The organism is Photobacterium sp. GB-50 (genome assembly GCF_003026755.1).
Lineage (GTDB): Bacteria > Pseudomonadota > Gammaproteobacteria > Enterobacterales > Vibrionaceae > Photobacterium.
Genome location: NZ_PYNX01000025.1, coordinates 34211 through 51920, shown reverse-complemented (window position 1 = coordinate 51920; position 17710 = coordinate 34211). Strand labels below are relative to the sequence as shown.

General features: G+C 42.5%; 11 protein-coding genes and 6 tRNA genes. 8 read left to right on the top strand and 9 right to left on the bottom strand.

Annotation, left to right across the window (positions count from 1 at the left end; genetic code table 11):
- The first annotated feature begins 21 nt into the window (after positions 1-21).
- Positions 22-98: transfer RNA gene (locus C9J41_RS19885), tRNA-Trp, on the top strand.
- 106 nt (positions 99-204) lie between these two features.
- Here the strand turns inward: C9J41_RS19885 and C9J41_RS19880 are convergent.
- Both C9J41_RS19880 and ilvY read right to left on the bottom strand, forming a co-directional pair.
- The gene (locus C9J41_RS19880) at positions 205-1410 is read right to left on the bottom strand and encodes an NAD(P)-binding domain-containing protein (RefSeq protein ID WP_107208547.1); all 1206 of its coding nucleotides are present in this window, start codon (positions 1408-1410) and stop codon (positions 205-207) included.
- A 37-nt stretch (positions 1411-1447) separates the two neighbouring features.
- Positions 1448-2344 (bottom strand): HTH-type transcriptional activator IlvY, encoded by an 897-nt coding sequence (gene ilvY, locus C9J41_RS19875; RefSeq protein ID WP_107208575.1) that lies wholly within the window; start codon positions 2342-2344, stop codon positions 1448-1450.
- 134 nt (positions 2345-2478) lie between these two features.
- Between ilvY and ilvC the strand changes: the two genes are divergently transcribed.
- Complete coding sequence (gene ilvC, locus C9J41_RS19870) at positions 2479-3963, top strand: ketol-acid reductoisomerase (RefSeq protein WP_005372215.1); 1485 nt, start codon at positions 2479-2481, stop codon at positions 3961-3963.
- A gap of 67 nt (positions 3964-4030) precedes the next feature.
- Here the strand turns inward: ilvC and C9J41_RS19865 are convergent, their stop codons facing one another.
- The 6 genes from C9J41_RS19865 to C9J41_RS19840 all read right to left on the bottom strand — a co-directional run bounded on the left by C9J41_RS19865 (position 4031) and on the right by C9J41_RS19840 (position 13740).
- Positions 4031-4300, bottom strand: coding sequence for an accessory factor UbiK family protein (locus C9J41_RS19865; protein ID WP_107208548.1), 270 nt, complete (start codon positions 4298-4300; stop codon positions 4031-4033).
- 108 nt (positions 4301-4408) lie between these two features.
- Complete coding sequence (locus C9J41_RS19860) at positions 4409-7486, bottom strand: multidrug efflux RND transporter permease subunit (RefSeq protein ID WP_107291456.1); 3078 nt, start codon at positions 7484-7486, stop codon at positions 4409-4411.
- Between the two features lie 16 nt (positions 7487-7502).
- The gene (locus C9J41_RS19855; RefSeq protein ID WP_107208550.1) at positions 7503-8606 is read right to left on the bottom strand and encodes an efflux RND transporter periplasmic adaptor subunit; all 1104 of its coding nucleotides are present in this window, start codon (positions 8604-8606) and stop codon (positions 7503-7505) included.
- Between the two features lie 27 nt (positions 8607-8633).
- Positions 8634-9245 carry a TetR/AcrR family transcriptional regulator gene (locus tag C9J41_RS19850; protein WP_107208551.1) on the bottom strand — a complete coding sequence of 204 codons (612 nt, stop codon included), beginning with the start codon at positions 9243-9245 and terminating at the stop codon, positions 8634-8636.
- A gap of 205 nt (positions 9246-9450) precedes the next feature.
- Positions 9451-12582, bottom strand: a complete 3132-nt coding sequence (locus C9J41_RS19845; RefSeq protein ID WP_107261860.1) for an efflux RND transporter permease subunit — start codon at positions 12580-12582, stop codon at positions 9451-9453.
- 9 nt (positions 12583-12591) lie between these two features.
- Positions 12592-13740, bottom strand: a complete 1149-nt coding sequence (locus C9J41_RS19840) for an efflux RND transporter periplasmic adaptor subunit (RefSeq protein WP_107208553.1) — start codon at positions 13738-13740, stop codon at positions 12592-12594.
- Positions 13741-14050: 310 nt separating this feature from the next.
- Between C9J41_RS19840 and rep the strand changes: the two genes are divergently transcribed.
- Positions 14051-16066 (top strand): DNA helicase Rep, encoded by a 2016-nt coding sequence (rep, locus tag C9J41_RS19835; RefSeq protein ID WP_107208554.1) that lies wholly within the window; start codon positions 14051-14053, stop codon positions 16064-16066.
- Positions 16067-16158: 92 nt separating this feature from the next.
- Here the strand turns inward: rep and C9J41_RS19830 are convergent, their stop codons facing one another.
- A complete protein-coding gene (locus C9J41_RS19830; RefSeq protein WP_107288078.1) occupies positions 16159-16566 on the bottom strand; it encodes a cytochrome c5 family protein in 408 nt (135 codons plus the stop codon).
- Between the two features lie 278 nt (positions 16567-16844).
- On the opposite strand from C9J41_RS19830, the gene C9J41_RS19825 reads away from it, so the two are divergent.
- From C9J41_RS19825 to C9J41_RS19805, 5 genes are all read left to right on the top strand, one after another.
- A tRNA-Arg gene (locus tag C9J41_RS19825) sits at positions 16845-16921 on the top strand.
- Between the two features lie 35 nt (positions 16922-16956).
- Positions 16957-17032 (top strand) — tRNA-His (locus tag C9J41_RS19820).
- A 76-nt stretch (positions 17033-17108) separates the two neighbouring features.
- Positions 17109-17185 (top strand) — tRNA-Pro (locus C9J41_RS19815).
- A gap of 9 nt (positions 17186-17194) precedes the next feature.
- Positions 17195-17270: transfer RNA gene (locus tag C9J41_RS19810), tRNA-His, on the top strand.
- Positions 17271-17323: 53 nt separating this feature from the next.
- Positions 17324-17400, top strand: a tRNA-Pro gene (locus tag C9J41_RS19805).
- The last annotated feature ends 310 nt before the right edge of the window (positions 17401-17710 follow it).

Genomic DNA, 17710 nt, shown 5'->3' with positions numbered 1-17710 from the left:
TTAAGTCTTTAAAATAACTACAGGGGTGTAGCTCCAATTGGCAGAGCAGCGGATTCCAAATCCGCGTGTTGGGAGTTCGAATCTCTCCACCCCTGCCATCTTCAAGAAAGCCTCGTCAGAAATGACGAGGCTTTTTTACGTCTGTATGATTGTAAATTCCCACATAAAGAAAGCCCCACGATAAAGTGAGGCTTAATATGATGATCATTGATAGTGATAAAAGTGACGTAGCCAACGTTCAGCTATCATTATTTCGTCATCTTCACATAATGATTGAATACCTGGTTTAAATTGCGTGGCATCTTTAATGAGCTTTAATCCTGCAAGCATATGAGCCGCTTCAAATAAATACAGAGTTGGATCGCCCATCCCTGTTTTAAAAGGCGTATTTGCTGATTCCCCCCCCGCAAAGAGATACACGCTGTACCCATGACGTGTTTTATATTCTTTGGTTAAATTATTGGTTTTCACTTCGGTGAGTACACCTTGTTGTAATAAATCAGGCAAATGAAGTTCATCATCAGCAGAGGTAACTGTGCTGATAAACATTGGTTGTGAAAGTGCATCAATCATCTCAGGTGTAATTGATTGATTGCCTGTGCAACAAAACAACATATTACAATGTTCGACTAAATATTTGATTGAGCAAGCTTGAATGCCGTCACGAGGAAACTGAGTTAATCTTCTTGGGTCGATATCAGTAACATGAATATTGGTAATACCTTTTGATCTGAGATGTTTTATCACACCGCGGCCAAGGTTTCCCGCTCCGATTACGCCAGTTTTTAGAAAGCCTGAATTATTAATTTTAAGGCCAAATTCTTCTCGTAATATTTGATCGGAATAGTGAACAATACATTCAGAAGCTTCAAAATCTGCTGGCGCTTTGATACTCAGATGGGAAACCGTAACAAGAGGCTTTGAAATTGATTTATTAAGATATTTTTGTAAGCCATTCGCGGTTAACTCAGTAATACCAATGCATTGTTCTTTGAAGGTGTCGCAAATATGTGTAATAGAGGACGAGAAATATCCACCGTGATCAAGAATAAGGAAAGGAGTGTCAGGAGTAATATGTTGGCGGATAAACATCTCACAATACTCAATATTTTTTAAATGAGCTTTATTATTGTGAGTCGAAACAACATGACAACGTGGGATTTTCTTTATCGTTGCGAGAAGTTCTGGGTTTGCGCCTACAGTGGCATCTTTGGGAATGAATATAAGTTTGTCTGCGAGCTCGGCAAGAACGTTAATATAGGGTAAAGAGCCTTCATAGCAATGCATGACAGAAAAAATCACAAGATTATTAGGGAGAACATATTCTTGTGAGAGTTTTTTTAGAAATTGATAACCATGATCAGCATAAAAATCAGCACAATATGAATGCGTTAATATTGGACTAGGCACTACTGTTGTTCCTTGAAAAATGCACTAATAAAACGAGCTAAAGTAAGTTATCTACATAGCTATCATTAAAAAGCTGTAGTAAAGCATGCAATAGAGGCTCTTGCTCACGGGACTGTTTACAACATAAACCTAAACTCATCGGCTCTATTGATTCTGTGTTAAACCGTTGTACTTTATCACTAACAGGACTGTTGTTAATAACAACATCGGGCGCTATGCCTACACCACAGCCAAGCGCAACCATACTAACAATGGCTTCATGGCCTGATATTTGGGCATAAATAGAGGGTGTTATTTTCTTTTTCTTGAACCATTTATCAGCACGGGTTCGCGCAGGTCCAGATTCTGGCAGTATAAAAGATAAAGATTTCCAATCTGGATCATAAGTTAAGCTTTTTTGTAATGTGGGTGATGAGATTAATGGCCCAATCAACGACATCTGGATTTGATCAACTTCGATGTAAGTTAATTTAGACGGTAGGGTGTCTGGTTTAGCAGCAATAGCGATGTCGACATCACCGGATAGGACTTTCTCTATTGCGAGGGCAGGATCCCCTGTTTGAAGTTGAATTTCGATATGGGGATAAATGACGCGAAACTTATTTAAGATATTAGGAAGGTGGCTATAGCTTGCCGTCACCGAACAGAAGAGGGTTAATTTCCCTTGTAGCTGAGAATGATCTTCCTGTAATTCACTTTTTAATTCGAACCAATTACTCACAATTAAAGATGCGACGGGAAGCAATTTCTTTCCAGCTAGCGTTAATTCAACACTGCGATTATCACGCATAAATAAGGTTTGGCTTAACTCCTCTTCGAGACGCTGAATAACGCGACTTAATGCCGAAGGGCTGATATGCATGGCTTGTGCTGTTTGGCTAAAGTTATGGGACTCACAAAGGTGAATAAATAGTTGCAGATTTTTAATATTCATCATCCATGTTGCACAATTTGCAATTAGTTGTTGTGAATATAGCACTTTGCGCAACAAATTACCTGATCTACTATCAGGTTATTCGACAATAATATGTCGACTAAAGGATTTATTTTTTCACGGAGTTTGTTGTTATGGCTAATTATTTTAATACCCTGAACCTACGTCAGCAGTTAGATCAACTAGGTCGTTGTCGTTTTATGGATCGTGCGGAATTCGCAACAGAAGCTGATTACCTTAAAGGTAAGAAAGTGGTGATTGTTGGTTGTGGTGCGCAAGGTCTAAACCAAGGCCTAAACATGCGAGACTCAGGTCTAGATGTCTCTTATGCGCTACGCCAAGCGGCGATTGATGAGCAACGTCAATCATTTAAGAATGCAAAAGAAAATGGGTTTGAAGTAGGTAGCTACGAGCAACTGATCCCACAAGCTGATTTAGTGGTAAACCTAACACCTGATAAGCAGCACACGAATGTGGTTGAAACGGTTATGCCATTAATGAAGCAAGGTGCATCTCTTGGTTACTCACACGGTTTCAACATCGTTGAAGAGGGCATGCAAATTCGTAAAGACTTAACCGTTGTTATGGTTGCACCTAAGTGTCCAGGTACAGAAGTTCGTGAAGAATATAAGCGTGGTTTCGGTGTGCCAACACTGATTGCCGTTCACCCAGAAAATGACCCACAAGGTGATGGTCTTGAGATTGCTAAAGCATGGGCGGCAGCAACAGGTGGTCACCGTGCGGGCGTACTTGAGTCATCATTTGTCGCTGAAGTAAAGTCTGATCTAATGGGTGAGCAGACGATCCTGTGTGGCATGCTACAAGCAGGCTCTATTGTTTGTTACGAGAAGATGATTGCTGATGGCATCGCACCAGAATACGCAGGTAAACTTCTGCAGTACGGTTGGGAAACAATCACTGAAGCACTGAAGTTTGGTGGTGTATCTCATATGATGGATCGTCTATCAAACCCAGCTAAAGTAAAAGCGTTTGACCTATCGGAAGAGCTAAAAGATCTGATGCGTCCACTTTACAACAAGCACATGGATGACATTATCTCTGGTCACTTCTCTAGCACTATGATGGCTGACTGGGCGAACGATGATGCTGATCTTCTTGGCTGGCGTGGTGAGACCGCTGAAACACAATTCGAAAACTACCCATCTTCTGATATTCAAATCAGTGAGCAAGAGTACTTTGATAACGGCATCTTGATGGTTGCTATGGTACGTGCAGGTGTTGAGCTGGCATTTGAAGCAATGACGGCATCAGGCATTATTGATGAGTCAGCATACTACGAGTCGCTACACGAACTACCACTTATCGCAAATACTATTGCACGTAAGCGTTTATATGAAATGAACGTAGTGATCTCTGATACCGCAGAATACGGTAACTACCTATTTGCAAATGTGGCAACACCTCTACTTCGTGAGCAGTTCATGCCAAAAGTAGCGACGGATGTGATTGGTAAAGGACTAGGTGAGACATCTAACTTTGCTGATAACCAGAAGTTAATTGAAGTGAATGAAGCGCTGCGTAATCACCCAGTAGAAGTGATTGGTAAAGAGCTACGTGGTTACATGAAAGACATGAAGCAAATTGCTGTTGGCGGTTAATTTTAGCGTTGATTAAATAGAAAAAAGCCCGGTTTATACCGGGCTTTTTAATGTCGGAATTTTCAAATTAAGCGTTATCGCTTTTCGCTTCAGCATCAAGTTTTGCTTCAAGCTCTGCCATTTTTTGCTCAAGTTCATTAAGCTTCTGTCGAGTACGAAGGAGAACCTGAGTTTGCACATCAAATTCTTCACGGTTCACGACATCTAATTTACCCAATTGCGCTTGGATCACTTGTCGTACTTTTTGCTCAACGTCATTGCCGAGCTCTTTTACTGGCTGTGGCATTGCGTCTTGAATTTGCTTAGCTACTTGCTCAAGCTTCTTTGGATCAAACATGATTCGCTTACTCCGTTGCGAGAATCGTTATTCTTCTATTGTAATCGTCGTACTAGCTAAAATAAAAGGGCGCGGAAGTTCCAGCGCCCTTTTTCATTTATTTATTACTTAGAAATGGCTATCTGTTGCATCGTCATCTTCAACGAATACAGGTAGCGGTTTGTGTTCGCTTGCGAGGAATGTATAGATAACTGGCAGAACAAACAAGGTAAACAATGTACCGATAGAAAGACCTGCCACGATAACGATACCAATACTAAAGCGAGAGGCTGCACCTGCGCCTGATGCGTAAAGTAGTGGAACCAAGCCTGCAATCATCGCACATGTGGTCATTAGGATTGGACGAAGACGTATCTTCGCGGCTTCCATGACCGCTTCTAAGCGATTCTTACCATGGTATAACTGTTCTTCTTTTGCTACTTCACAGATCAAGATGCCGTGTTTGGTTATCAAACCTATCAAGGTTATCAAACCGATTTGTGAGTAGATATTCAAGGTCGTCGCTCCCCATGCCAGTGCGATTAACGCACCACAAATAGCAAGTGGAACTGACACAAGAATAACCAGCGGATCGCGAAGTGATTCAAATTGAATCGCAAGTACTAGGAAGATAACAGCCAATGCTAAACCGAAGGTTGCGTATAGTGCATTACCTTCTGTTACGTACTGACGGCTCTCACCAAGGTAGTTGTAGCTATAACCTTTAGGGAGAACTTTCGCTGCTTCTGTATTTAACCAACTTACCGCTTCACCAATGGATGTGCCAGGGGCTAATACGCCACTGATGGTTGCTGCGTTTTGCTGGTTAAAGCTTGGTAACGTTGGTGGGGTTGATTTCACCGTGATGGTTACTAAGCTACCTAGTGGGATCAGATCACCAGTATTGGTTTTCACATAATAGTTGTTTAAATCATTTGGATTGAAACGATTCTTACGCTCAACCTGTGGGATCACCTTGTATGAACGACCTAAGATATCAACACGGTTAATATCACCGCCGGCTAACATGGTACTTAATGTGTTACCGATTGATTGCATCGTCACACCATAAGCACCTGCTTTGTCTTTGTTGATATTGATTTTCATATCTGCCGAGTCGTACTTCAAGTTAAGATCTGAGTAGACGAACATCGGGTTGTCTTTCACCTTAGTCAGCATATCAGATGCCACTTGGAACAAACTTTTAAAGTTATTCGGCGTGGTGATCACGAACTGCACAGGGAAACCACCGCCAGCACCAGGCAAGCTTGGCATTTGGAACGCAGCCACTGACATTTGAGGAATGTCTTTGATTTTCTTAGCAACCTCATTTGCCACTTCGGCTTGGCTTTGGTCGCGCTCACTCCAAGGTTTCAAGGTCGCTAGACCAAAGGCTTGGTTAGATGCAGGGATACCGGAGAATACCTGTGCATACTCTACGCTCTTTTGATCGGTTAGCACCTTGTTAACTTGGTTCATGGTGTCTTCAATGTAATCCAAGTTTGCGTTTGATGGCGCATTACCTTGGAATACCACCACACCATTATCTTCAGCTGGTGCCAGTTCACTTGGAATGAACTTGAATAAGAACGGTAAGCTCGCAAATGCACAAATTGCAAATACAATCACGACTGAACGCATCTTCATGATGCCACCTAGCATTTTTTCATAGCGTAGGGTGAGGCGATCAAGGAAGCGATGCACTGTTTGTTCAAATTTATTTGGCGCTGCGTTTTCTTTCAGGAAGTGGGCACACATTACCGGCGATAATGTTAGTGCGATGATCCCTGAAATAAATACGGCGCCCGCGAGTGTTAATGCAAACTCTTTAAACAGCGAGCCTGTTAAGCCACCCATTAATGCGATAGGTGCGTATACCGCGCCTAGGGCGATAGTCATCGAAATAACCGGAACGGCAATTTCACGGGTACCAATAATGGCAGCACGGAAAGGGCTTTGTCCCATTTTCATGTGGCGCTCAACGTTTTCAAGAACAACGATGGCGTCATCCACCACCAGTCCGATGGCGAGTACCATGGCCAGTAGTGTCATGAGGTTCCAAGAAAAACCAAACATTTGCATCACGAGGGCGACACCAACAAGTGATAGCGGGATCGTGATGATTGGGATCAGTACCGAGCGTAGTGAACCGATAAATAGGGCTATCACCACTAATACAATCACGGCTGCTTCAAGGATGGTTTTAATCACCTCATGAATCGAGTCGTTAATCGCAATCGTTGAATCGTACATCACCGTCATTTTGATGGTGCTTGGCATATTACGTTCAATGGTTGGCAGTAGTTTTAGCACATCGGATGCAATATCAATTGGGTTTGCACTCGGCGCTGCTTGGATAGCGGCGACTACGGCTTCTTGACCATTTGCTGTCGCACGGTAGCTGTCACTGCTTCTTGATAACGTTACTTTAGCAATGTCACCTAAGCGAGTGACTTGACCATCTTTACTAGTAACAACTAACTTTTCTAGTGTTTCAGGACTATTTGATTGCGTGTTAGCGCTGCCGTTATAAAGTACAAAGTCGTTATTAACCTGACCAACAGCAGATTGGTAGTTATTGGCTTTGAGTACTTGAATAACATCGGCAGCTGATAGGTTAAATGCCGCCATCTTTTGTGGATCTAACCAAACACGTAAGGCGTAAGGAACACCACCGTACATATCGACTTTAGACACACCGTTAACGGTAAATAACTGTGGTTTAACCACTCGCTCAATGTAGTCAGTGATTTGACTCGAGTTTAAGCTCTTACTGGTGAAACCTAAGTAAAGCACACCGGTATCACCACCTGTTGATAAGGTGATCGTTGGATCTTGGGTTTCTGTAGGTAGTTGTGAACGTACTGAGTTTACCTTCGCCAAAATGTCAGCCAAGGCTGCATTGGGGTTGGTATTCAGTTTCATTTGTACCGTAATTGTCGACATCCCCAAGGTACTTTGGGCGGTGATGTAGTCAATATTATCGGCTTGGGCAATGGCTTGTTCTAAGGGCTGAGTAATAAAGCCCTGCATCAGATCGGCACTTGCACCGTAGTAAGCTGTGCTTACGGTTACTACGGTGTTGGTCATTTCTGGATACTGTCGAACCTGCATTTTGAAAATCGCCTGAAATCCGAGCAATGCGATCATTAAACTGATCGAAATTGCGAGGACTGGGCGTCTGATAAATATATCAGTAAAGCGCATACTGAGTGTTCTCCAATTACAACAGTGGGGTTACGGCTGGAGCTTTAAGTGCATCATTTTCAACTATATGTACTAGCGTCTTATTACTTAAACGGATTTGACCTGTAGTAACAATTTGCTCGCCAGCTTTAATACCAGAAAGGATTCGCACTTGATTACCATGATTTTGACCTGTGGTTATCACTGTTTGAATTGCACGTAATTTACCGTCTTGTTCTTTTAATACGTATACCGTGTCACCGTATAAGGTGTAAGTAATCGCAGTTTGTGGGACGATAATTTGATCGGGAATGGTTGGTAAGATCACGCGTGCACGAGCAAACATACCGCTACGTAATTTGCCGCCACTGTTTGGAATATCTGCTTGAACTTGGATTAGACCTGTCTGGGCATTTACTGCCGGCTCAATCGCTGTGATTTGACCCTTGAAGTTAATATCTTGGTAAGCATCGACATTGATATCTACTTCTTGACCAATTTTGATCTTAGAAATATCTGTTTGAGGAACCGTAAAGCGAAAACGCATGGTACGGGTATCTTCAAGGCGAACAATTTGCGTACCCGGTTGAATGTACTGACCTAAGTAAACATTACGTAAGCCAACTTCACCAGTAAAGGGTGCCACGATATCACGGCGTTGGATTGATTCTTCTAACGATTTGATCTGTGAGACAAGTGCAAGGTAATTAGCTTTTGCTTCATCAAGGTTTGATTTAGATACCGAGCCTTTACGATATAGATCTTGGTAGCGCTTGTAGGTAGCCTCTACTGCCGGTAATTTCGCTTTAGTACTTTCTAGGCTAGAGACTTCTACATTAGAGTTAATTGATACTAACTCTTGACCGGCTTTAACATGCTGACCTGATTCAAATGCAATTTTGCTGATCACACCTGAGGCTTCAGAAGTTAATGTTACACCTTGTACTGGTTCAATAAAACCAATCGCTTGAATGGCTGGATACCAGTTCTCTCCTTTTGTTGTCATCGCCGTAACTGGATAATTGGGCTCTGGCATATTTGCCATGTACTCCGCGATTTTTTTCTGTTTGAACAAGTTGAAACCAATGACGCTCCCGAATAACAGGAGGACAAGAAGTAACACGACTATCCATTTTTTCATTGTAAAGTTTGCTCCGGTTTTACGCTATTAATGCAGAATGATGGCGTCCCACGAAGCATTGATTACTGCTTCAAGTTCGTCATCGTTGATCTGTAAACCACCATTGATTTGACGTCGAGCTAGGTTACAACTCGTCTCAAGGCTCAAAACACTCAGAACCTCGTTATCAATATTTTTAAATAAGCCGCAGGTTTTTCCTTCATTAAACATAGTTGCTACGGAAGAAAATAATTTTTGGCTTAAGTGCTTCTGCTCTTGTCTACTGCGACAAGGCAGATTTTGGAACTGACCCCGAATGATCAATGGGGCATCACCATTTAGTGTCATATGCCATAAATTAAGCCACATGGTGCGATAACGCTGCTTAATTGGCATGGTATCGACAACATTGTTACTAATTTGAGCGGCGATATAACTTAAAATATGATCATGTAATTGGTTGAGTAAGTCGTCTTTATCGTTGAAGTAACGATAAATAGTTCCTGCTGCAACATTGGCTTCTTTAGCCACCATTTGCATTGAAAGGCCGTGAAAACCAAATTCAGCAAGTAGCTTTTCTGTCGCTGCCAATATACGTACTTTTTTCTCATTCATAGTGGTAATCATATTTGGGGGTGCAATGAATGAACGCTCGTTCATTATTGTAGATAGTCACCCTTGATACGCAAGTTTTTAATATGGCTTTTGCACAATATTCATTGATTATTCAGTTTAAGTTATATGCTAGGCGAATGGTGGCTTTGAACTTATTTGTTAGATGTTATAGGTGTTGCTTTTAGAGGAAGTTAGAGATAAAAAAACGCACACCCAAAGGCATGCGCTAATTTATTTTTCGGAGGAAGTATTACTCGGCTACTTGCTCTTTATTGTCGGTATTTTTCTTTTTGCCGCGGCTGAAAATACGCTCAACCACCACAAAGAATATTGGAATAAAGAAAATCCCAAGGAATGTCGAACTTAACATACCGCCAAGTACTGCAGTACCAATCGCATTCTTACCGCCAGAGCCTACACCAGTACTGATTGCCAATGGCACAACACCGAGACCAAATGCCAGTGATGTCATGATAATCGGCCGCAGACGCACACGAACAGCGTGGAGTGTTGCTTCAACCAGTCCAGCGCCTTTTTCGTAGTACTCCTTAGCAAATTCGACAATCAAGATGGCGTTCTTAGTTGCCAAGCCAACTGTGGTTAATAGACCTACTTGGAAGAACACGTCATTTGGCATACCACGAGCGTTCATGGCCAGTAGTGCACCGATGATCCCAAGTGGCACGACTAATACCACGGCAAAAGGAACAGACCAGCTTTCATACAAGGCTGCAAGTACTAAGAATACAACTAAGATAGATAACGCATACAGCATAGGTGCTTGGTTACCTGATAGACGCTCTTCATAGGATAAGCCATTCCACTCAACACCGAAGCCTGGTGGTAATTGTTTCACCATCTCTTCAATATCAAGCATTGCCTGACCTGTACTGTAACCTGCAACCACGCTGCCCTGAATGTTGACCGCAGGTGTCGCATTGAAACGCTCAAGTCGAGGTGATGCGTATTTCCATTCACCCGTCGCAAATGCGGAGAATGGCACCATTTCACCTTTGTTGTTACGGACATACCAGGTATCTAAATCCGTTGGTTTCATACGATATTGTGCATCACCTTGTACGAACACTTTTTTCACACGTCCGCGGTCGATGAAGTCATTCACATACGAACTACCCCAAGCGGTACCCAATACTTGATTCACCGATTGAATATCAATGCCGAGAGCACGAATTTTGGCTTGATCAATATTGATTTGGTACATCGGTGCATCTTCTTGTCCGTTAGGACGAACCCCAATAAGGTTTGGATTTTGTGCCGCTAGAGCTAATAGCTGGTTACGCGCCGCGATCAGTTTATCGTGTCCTTGGCCGCTTCTATCTTGGAGATAGAAGTCAAAACCACTGGCAGTACCCAATTCAATCACCGCTGGTGGTGCAAATGAAAATACCAATGCATTTTTGATTTGATGGAAGTAAGCCATTGAACGATTAACGATAGATTTTACATCCATTCCTGGTAACTGACGATCTGACCAATCTTTTAATCCAACAAAGGCCATACCCATGTTTTGACCACTACCGGCAAAACTAAAGCCTGACACACTAAACACACTAGCGACGCTATCTTTTTCTTGAGTTAGGTAGTAATCAGAGACTTTATCCATCACCTCTTGGGTTTGTTCTTGGGTCGAGTTAACTGGCAAAATAGCCTGACTAAACAAGATACCCTGATCTTCATCAGGTAAGAACGAGGTTGGCATACGCATGAAGATCCAACCGACAGCAACGGTTAGGCCAAGGAAGATAAACATCACGCGAATAGAGCGCTTGATCATCGCCGCAACACTTGATTCATAGCGCTTGGTTAAGTTATCAAAGGTGCGGTTAAACCAACCAAAGAAGCCTTTCTTCTCTCCGTGCTCTACCGGTTTTAGCATGGTTGCACACAAGGCAGGGGTCAAAATCACGGCCACCAAGACTGAGAGTGCCATGGCGGTAACAATGGTTATTGAGAACTGACGGTAAATAACCCCTGTTGAGCCTGACATAAATGCCATAGGAACAAATACAGCAGAGAGGGTTAAGGCAATACCGACCAGTGCGCCCGTGATCTGATCCATCGACTTACGTGTTGCTTCAACGGCATTTAAGCCTTCTTCATGCATCACACGTTCAACGTTTTCTACCACCACGATAGCATCATCAACCAGCAAGCCGATGGCAAGCACCATCGCGAACATGGTTAAAGTATTGATGGAGTATCCCGCCAGAGACAGCACCGCAAAGGTACCTAATAGTACAACGGGAACCGCAATAGTTGGGATCAAGGTTGCACGGAAGTTCTGTAAGAACAGGTACATGATGATAAACACCAGTGCCACCGCCTCAAACAGTGTATGAACAACCCCTTCAATCGATTTTTCAACGAATGGCGTAGTATCGTACGGGTAAACCGCGGTTAAACCTTCAGGAAAGAAAGGTTTTAGCTCTTCAACTTTCGCTTTTACCGCTTCTGCTGTCGCAAGTGCATTAGCCCCTGTAGCGAGTTTTATACCTAAACCACTAGCAGGTTTTCCGTTGTAAAGTACTTGAACTGAATAACTTTCAGCCCCTAATTCAACTCGTGCAACATCACTAAGGTGGACTGTTGCGCCAGAAGAGTCAGATTTAACAATAATGTTTTTAAATTCTTCTGGTGTTTGTAAGCGGCTTTGTGCGGAAACTGTCGCGTTAAGCTCTTGGCCTGGCAGAGAAGGAGATGCACCAAGTTGACCTGCCGAGATCTGTGCATTCTGCTCTTTAATTGCCGAAATAACATCAATACTGGTAAGGTTATATTTGGTCAGTTTTAAAGGATCTAGCCAGATACGCATCGCATATTGTGCACCGAAAGTGGTGATTTCACCCACACCCGGAACACGACTCATAGGATCGGCAACATTCGAACTGATATAGTCCGAAATATCGTTTTTATCCATTGAGCCATCTTCAGAATAGAAACCAACAACCATCAAGAATGATGAGCTTGCTTTGTTTACCTTCACACCTTGTTGTTGCACTTCCATTGGTAACAGAGGAAGGGCTGATTGCAGTTTGTTCTGCACCTGTACCTGAGCGATATCAGGATCCGCTTCAGCATTAAAGGTGAGGGTAATTTGAGTATTACCAAAGCTATCACTGGTGGAGGATAAATAGCGCAGGTTATCGATACCTGTCATACGTTGTTCGATAACCTGAGTAACGGTATCTTCCATGGTTTTTGCGTTTGCGCCAGGGTAGCTAGCGCTGATCACCACCGTAGGTGGTGCAATACTCGGATACTGCGACACTGGCAATTTGAGAATTGACAGTACCCCCGCAAGCATCACGATAATTGCGATCACCCAAGCAAAAATAGGGCGATCGATAAAGAAACGAGCCATATCTTATCTCTACTTTTGTGGTTGTGTGTTATCGGCTATGGTCGGTTGAACCAAAGCACCTGGGCGAACTTTTTGTAAGCCATCAACAATGACTTGGTCACCATCTTTTAAGCCTTTGGTGATACGCCATTGGTTATCAATCACTTGTGCTGTAGTTACAAGGCGAGATTCCACTTTGTTTTCGGCATTAACAACCATGACCGTTGCTTCGCCTTTACTATTACGGGTAACGGCTTTTTGTGGAACCATGATAGCTTTAGGATCGGTACCTGTGTTTAGCACTGCGCGAACATACATACCCGGAAGTAAGATACCGTCTGGATTTGGGAATTCAGCGCGTAATGTGACAGAGCCTGTATTAGGATCAACGTTGACTTCAGAAAACTGTAATACGCCGTGATGAGGATAAACCGAACCATCTTCTAGGATAAGTTCAACATCAGCATTCTGGCTAGCTTGGAGTTCACCTTGCTTTAATGCCGCTTTTAAACGGAGTAATTGCGCACTAGATTGAGCAATATCGACATTAATGGGATCTAACTGCTGAATAGTTGCAAGTACTTGAGCTTGCCCTGCATTAACTAATGCGCCAGGAGTTACAGAAGATTGACCAATACGACCTGAAATTGGGGCTTTAACTTTGGTATAATCTAAATTGATTTTGGCTGTATTGACGTTTGCTTTTGCTACTTCAAGTCCTGCGATAGCAACTTTATAGGCAGCTTGGTTATCATCGTTAGTTTGTTTGCTGAAAGCACCGCGTTCTACTAGCTTTTTACTACGAATAGCTAATGCTTTTGCTGATTCTAACGTTGCTTGTGCCTTGGCAAGTTCTGCTTTAGCACTTAAGTAAGCGGCATTATAAGTTGCAGAGTCAATGTTATAGAGTGATTGGCCTTTCTTTACATCACTACCTTCGGTAAAACCACGGTTTGTGATAATGCCAGAAACTTGAGGACGAACTTCTGCTTCTAAATAAGCTTTGCTTCGACCGGGTAATTCCACGCGGATTTCTTGTGGGTGAGATGTAATGGCAATAGTACCGACGGGGATACTTTTTGCTGCTTGTTGCGCAGTATTTTCTGCCGCATTCTGATCACAAGCTGTTACCCATAGTGCCATACTGACAACCATGGCCATTTTTGCGATTTTCCGCATGAAATCTCCTAATTTTAAGCAATATAACCGAGCGTAAATATCCAAATATATGGATTTACAATAGAGTAACCACTATTTACCATTTTGTAACCTATGATAACCGTTTAAACACAGAACGGTTATTTTTGGCATAAAATAGAGTTTCTACCATGGAGTCACGTAGAAATTACTATTTATACCTTTAGGGGATTGTTAATCATTACGTATGATTTTTTGTGATTGGTCTGAGTTTTAGTATTTGCTATATGAATAAAACTCAAGTTTAAAGTGAATGTATATGCACCTTTTTAAACGAGCGTCAGGATAACGAATGAAACTGAACCCAAGGCAAACAGAAGCAGTAAAATACGTTTCTGGGCCATGCTTAGTACTTGCTGGTGCAGGCTCTGGTAAAACCCGTGTGATCACTAATAAAATTGCTTATTTAGTACAGCAGTGTGATTACAAAGCACGCAATATTGCCGCGTTGACTTTTACTAATAAAGCGGCACGTGAAATGAAAGAGCGTGTAGGGCAAACATTGGGACGTCAAGAATCGAAAGGGTTGATGGTTTCTACCTTTCATACTTTAGGTTTGAATATCATTCGTCGTGAATATAAGCATTTAGGTTTAAAAGCCAGTTTTTCACTGTTTGATGATCAAGACCAAATGGCGCTTCTCAAAGAGCTCACCGAAGATGAGCTTGAAGGCGATAAAGATTTATTAAAGCAATTAATGTCCTCTATTTCTAATTGGAAAAATGACATGTTATCGCCAGCTGATGCGGCAGCACACGCCCGTAGTGAGCGCGATCAATTGTTTGCACATTGCTATGAAATGTACCAGCGTCAAATGAAAGCCTATAACGCATTAGATTTTGATGATTTGATTTTACTGCCTGTTTTGTTGCTGCGAGATAACGCCGAAGTGCGTAAACATTGGCAGAACCGTATTCGTTACTTGCTGGTGGATGAGTATCAAGATACTAATACTAGCCAATACTTATTTGTAAAACTATTGGTAGGTGAGCGTGCGCGCTTTACTGTGGTTGGTGATGACGATCAGTCTATTTACTCATGGCGTGGAGCGCAGCCAGAAAATCTAGGCTTGCTGAATAAAGATTTCCCTAGTTTAAAAGTGATCAAACTCGAGCAAAATTACCGTTCGACCAGCCGTATTTTGCGAACAGCGAATATTTTGATCGCTAATAACCCCCACTTATTTGAAAAAGCCCTTTTCTCTGAGATCCCTGATGGCGCGATGCTTAAAGTGATCACAGCGAAAAATGAAGAGCATGAAGCAGAAAAAGTGATTGGTGAACTCATTGCTCATCGCTTTATGAATAACACCGCTTATAAAGATTATGCGATCTTGTATCGAGGTAACCATCAGTCACGCTTGTTTGAAAAGTCGCTGATGCAAAACCGTATTCCTTATAAAATTTCAGGTGGCACATCATTTTTCTCACGTTCTGAAATCAAAGACATCATGGCGTACTTACGCCTACTGACTAACCTCGATGATGACAACGCATTTTTACGTATCGTCAATACACCACGTCGAGAAATCGGCCCAGTGACACTCGAGAAGCTTGGGACATACGCTAACATGCGTGGCAAAAGCTTGTTTGCCGCGAGTTTTGAGATGGGGTTAGAGCAACACCTATCAGGTCGAGGTTTAGAATCACTGCAACGCTTTACCCATTGGGTTAATCAATTAGCAGATAATGCTGAACGCGGTGATACGGTGGCGGCTGTGCGTCAATTAGTGCGTGATATTCATTACGAAGATTGGCTATACGAAACCTCACCAAGCCCAAAAGCTGCTGAGATGCGAATGAAAAACGTCTCTGATTTATATAGTTGGATCACCGCTGATTTAGAAGGTGATAACTATGATAATGAAGAGAAAACCTTAAAAGAAGTGGTGCAACGTTTAACCCTACGCGACATGATGGAACGAGGGGATGATGATGACGATGCTGATCAAGTACAACTTATGACGTTGCACGCCTCTAAAGGGCTGGAGTTTCCTTATGTGTTCTTAGTGGGGACAGAAGAGGGGATCTTGCCGCACCAAACCAGCATTGATGAAGAAAACGTTGATGAAGAACGTCGCCTTGCATATGTTGGGATCACGCGAGCACAGCGCGAACTAACCTTTACTTTATGTAAAGAGCGTCGTCAGTATGGCGAGCTAATCAAACCTGAGCCAAGTCGATTCTTGTACGAATTACCACAAGATGATTTGGAGTGGGAAAGTGAGCGCAAACCTGTTTCTGCTGAAGAGCGGATGAACAAAGGGCAAGCGCATATTGCTAATATTCGCGCGATGTTTAAAAAGTAACCCTACAAAATAGCGGCCATATAAAAAGAGGGTGAGCATTAATAATGCTCACCCTCTTTATTTATGATTGAGAAATTTATGGTTGAGAAAAATTATAAGCCAGCAATCATATAATTAATTGCGGCAACAATTTCTTCATCACTACAATCCATACAGGCCCCTTTTGCAGGCATAGCCTTAAAGCCATTAATAGCATGATCGGCTAACACATCTTTACCTTGGGCAATACGAGCAGACCAATCACCCGCATCGTCTTTCTTTGGCGCCCCCATGACACCAGAAGTATGACAAGAAGCACAAAAAGTATTATAAACGGCATCACCATTACGTGGAGCTACTGTGACTTCTACAATAGGGGCTTCACCTTCAAGATGTAATGAACCTACAGGTTTAATGCGTTCAGCAATAGCTTCATCTGTCATGTCGTCAGCAACTGTGGGAGCTGCAATGGTGAATGCGACTACAGCAGCGAATAAAAATTGTCGAAAAGAAAAATCCATGGCGTTCACCTTATACTTCCCAATTGTATTTTTAGTTGTTGTTATCTTTATGCGCAGCTAATGTTGAAATTGAACGGTTAATGTTTTTAAATGATTATATTGTTGCATATTTGTTAGTATATCGGGTTGTGCTGTAGGATCAAACTTGTGCGCTGTATTTGTATGATACGAATCAATAGTTATTTGAGCATAAAATCAGCGAGCGAAAGAAAAATAAAAAAAAACACTTGCCGAGAGGCGTTCTGATCCGTAATATTCACCCCCGTCGATAGGGCAAGGCGCCCGTAGCTCAGCTGGATAGAGCGTTGGCCTCCGGAGCCAAAGGCCGAAGGTTCGAATCCTTTCGGGCGCACCATTTAAATGGTCGTATTGGCGGAAGGTAATACATTGGTGGCTATAGCTCAGTTGGTAGAGTCCCGGATTGTGATTCCGGTTGTCGCGAGTTCAAGCCTCGTTAGCCACCCCATATTATAGAGAGTTGATACGTCAGCTTTCTGGCTTTTTTAAAGCCCGCTTGTTTATTCAAGCACACAGAATTAAGTCGGTGAATAGCGCAGTTTGGTAGCGCATCTGGTTTGGGACCAGAGGGTCGGGGGTTCGAATCCCTCTTCACCGACCACTTATAATGGTGGCTATAGCTCAGTTGGTAGAGTCCCGGATTGTGATTCCGGTTGTCGCGAGTTCAAGTCTCGTTAGCCACCCCATTATTTAGGTTATCTTATTAAGAAGCCTTGGCATTAAAAGCCTAAAACATTGTCGGTGAATAGCGCAGTTTGGTAGCGCATCTGGTTTGGGACCAGAGGGTCGGGGGTTCGAATCCCTCTTCACCGACCACTATTAAGAAAACCGTATCGAAAGATGCGGTTTTTTTTCGCCTATAGAAAAGTAAAAGTCGCTCAGTGTTGTTGATTGGGGCCAGAGAGGTGGAGGATTCCCTGATGTTAGAGCTTCGCTTTTTATCGTTCCTAATGAAGGAGCTGTATCGTAATCGTAGGTTTTCTTCGTCGCCAATCTGATTTTATGTGGTGATAGATTTTAATAAATTTGTAATTATCCACTTATATATCTAGTAAATTAAAATTTTTGGTTGTTACTGTTGTGTATTTTTATGAAAGCAGTTGATGTTGTGATTATGTAAATCGTG